A 2,556-nucleotide genomic window follows, 5' to 3' on the forward strand; every position below is an offset into this window, starting at 1 on the left:
TCAGCTCTTGACCAGGAGGCCGCGGCTGCGCAGGACGTACCGCTCGATGGGGCTGAAGATCAGCAGGTCGATGGCGATGCCGACGACGAGGATCAGGATGATCGCGAGGAACACGCCGGGCAGGTCGATGTTGTTGCGGCCGTTCTCCAGGAGCTGGCCGAGGCCCAGGCCCAGGTCGGGGGAGGAGGCGATGATCTCGGCGGCCATGAGGGAGCGCCAGGAGAACGCCCAGCCCTGCTTGAGGCCGGCGACGTAGCCGGGCAGTGCGGCCGGCATTACCACGTGCCAGGCACCGCGCAGACCCGTGGCGCCGAGCGTGCGGCCGGCCCGCAGGAACAGCGGCGGGACCTGGTCGATGCCGGAGACGAGGCCGTTGGCGATGGAGGGGACGGCGCCGAGCAGGATCACCGTGAACATCATGGCGTCGTTGAGGCCGAACCAGAGCACGGCCGGCGGCACCCACGCCACCGACGGCAGGGACTGCAGGCCCTGCAGGATCGGACCGATCGCGGCGCGCACGAACTTCACCCGCGCGACCACCAGGCCGAGCGGGGTGCCGATGGCCAGGGCCAGCAGGAAGCCGAGCAGACCGCGGGAGACGGAGGTCCAGATGACCTCCAGCAGGGTCCCCTTCAGCCACATGTCGGACAGGCTGTCCCACACCGCGGAAAGGGCGGGGAGCTTCGTCTCGTCGGTGACCTTCAGGGAGACGAGGACCTGCCAGACCACCAGGACCAGGCCGACCGCCAGGAGCGGCGGCAGGACCTTCTTGACCAGGACCTCGCGGACCGGCGTGCGGTGGGTCTGGACGGCGTCCAGGGCGTCGAGGCCGGCCTCGAGTCCCGCGAGGTCGTCCGTTGTCGCCTTCGTTTCAGTGCTGGCCATGGCGGCGGATCTCCCCACGCAGGTGTTCGGTGATCTCGAGGGACAGTTCCGCGACGTCCGCGTCCTCGATGCGGCGCGGCTGGGGGATGTCCACGGTCCATTCCTTGGCGACCCGTCCGGGGCGGGAGGAGAGCAGGACCACGCGCTGGGCGAGGCGGACGGCCTCGCGCACGTTGTGGGTGACGAACAGGACCGACAGGCCCGTCTCCTCCCAGATGCGGGTGAGTTCGCCGTGGAGGACGTCGCGGGTGATGGCGTCGAGGGCCGCGAAGGGTTCGTCCATGAGCAGCAGGCGGCTGTCCTGGGCGAGGGCGCGGGCCAGGGCGACGCGCTGGCGCATGCCGCCGGAGAGTTCGTGGACGCGCTTGCCGTGGGCGCCGCCGAGGCGGACCAGCTCCAGGAGGCGTTCGGCCTCGGTGGTGCGGTCGGCCTTGGCGACGCCGCGCAGGCGCAGGGCGAGCTCGATGTTCTTGCCGGCGGTCAGCCAGGGGAAGAGGGCGTGTTCCTGGAACATGAGCGCGGGGCGGCCGCCGGGGGTCTCGATCGACCCCGCGGACGGCCTGTCCAGGCCGGCGACCAGGTTGAGCAGGGTGGACTTCCCGCACCCGGAGGCCCCCAGGATGGTGACGAACTCCCCGGGAGCGACATCGAGGCTGATGTCGTCCAGGACGAGCTGCGCTCCGGCCGGGCCGGAGAAGGACTTCGAGACGTGCTCGATACGGGCGGCGTGCGTGTGCTCCGCCACCGTGTCCTCGGCAGCCTTGGCAAGTGTCGTGGCCATGGTCGTCACCTCCTGGGACAGTTGGATTACGGGTTACTTGGCGCCGAGGCCGGCGTCGGAGACCTCGGGCTTGCCGGCGGCCTTCAGGACCTTGTTCAGGAGCGTCAGGTCGTAGATGCCGGCCAGGTCGGGCTGCTCGATGAGCTTCGCCTTGACCGCCCAGTCCGACTGGGTCTTCAGCGTCGAGGCGAGCGGGTCGTCGGTGATCTGGATGCTCGGCCACGCCGGGTCGAGGATCTTCGCGTCGAGCGGCTTGCCGCTGTCCGCCGCCAGCTTGGCGTTGGCGGAGGCCTTCGCCTTCTCCGGGTTGGCGTTGATCCACTCGTTGGTCTTCACCGTGCCCTTGAGGACCGCCTCGACGACGTCCGGGTGCTCCTTGAGGAACTTCTGCGACACGATGATGTTCGTGATCACGAACTTCTTGTCGGGCCACAGGGCGGTCTCGTCGAGGAGGACGCTCCCGCCGTCGGAGACGAGCTTGGAGGCCGTGGGCTCCGGCACCCAGGCGCCGTCGATGGAGCCCTGCTTGAAGGCGTCCGGGGTGACCTTGTTGTCGGTGCGGACGACGGAGACGTCACCCTTGCCGGACTCCGGGTCGACCGTCCAGCCCTTCTCGGAGATCCAGTTGAGGAAGGCGACGTCCTGCGTGTTCCCCTTCTGCGGGGTGGCGATCTTCTTGCCCTTGAGGTCGTCCAGGGTCTTGATCTTCTCCGGGTTCACGACCAGCTTCACACCGCCCGAGGCGGAGCCGGAGATGATCCGCAGGTTGGAGCCCTTGGACTTCACATAGCCGTTGATCGACGGCGAGGGACCGATGAAACCGATGTCCAGCGAGCCGCCGTTGAGCGCCTCGATCTCCGACGGACCGGCGTTGAAGGTCTGCGGCTTGA

At 69.0% G+C, this 2,556-nt stretch carries 3 protein-coding genes; all 3 read right to left on the reverse strand.

Going from position 1 to position 2,556, the window contains the following annotated elements; all coding sequences use genetic code 11:
- Complete coding sequence (locus E6U81_RS39445; protein WP_136234795.1) at positions 1-885, reverse strand: ABC transporter permease subunit; 885 nt, start codon at positions 883-885, stop codon at positions 1-3.
- A complete protein-coding gene (locus E6U81_RS39450; protein WP_136234796.1) occupies positions 872-1,666 on the reverse strand; it encodes an ABC transporter ATP-binding protein in 795 nt (264 codons plus the stop codon). Before E6U81_RS39450 ends, E6U81_RS39445 begins: the two co-directional genes overlap by 14 nt.
- 33 nt (positions 1,667-1,699) lie before the next feature.
- On the reverse strand, positions 1,700-2,556 hold an 857-nt coding region (locus tag E6U81_RS39455), incomplete at its 5' end, for an aliphatic sulfonate ABC transporter substrate-binding protein (protein ID WP_136234797.1).

It is taken from the genome of Streptomyces sp. A0592, assembly GCF_004795115.1.
In the GTDB taxonomy this organism is placed as follows: domain Bacteria; phylum Actinomycetota; class Actinomycetes; order Streptomycetales; family Streptomycetaceae; genus Streptomyces; species Streptomyces erythrochromogenes.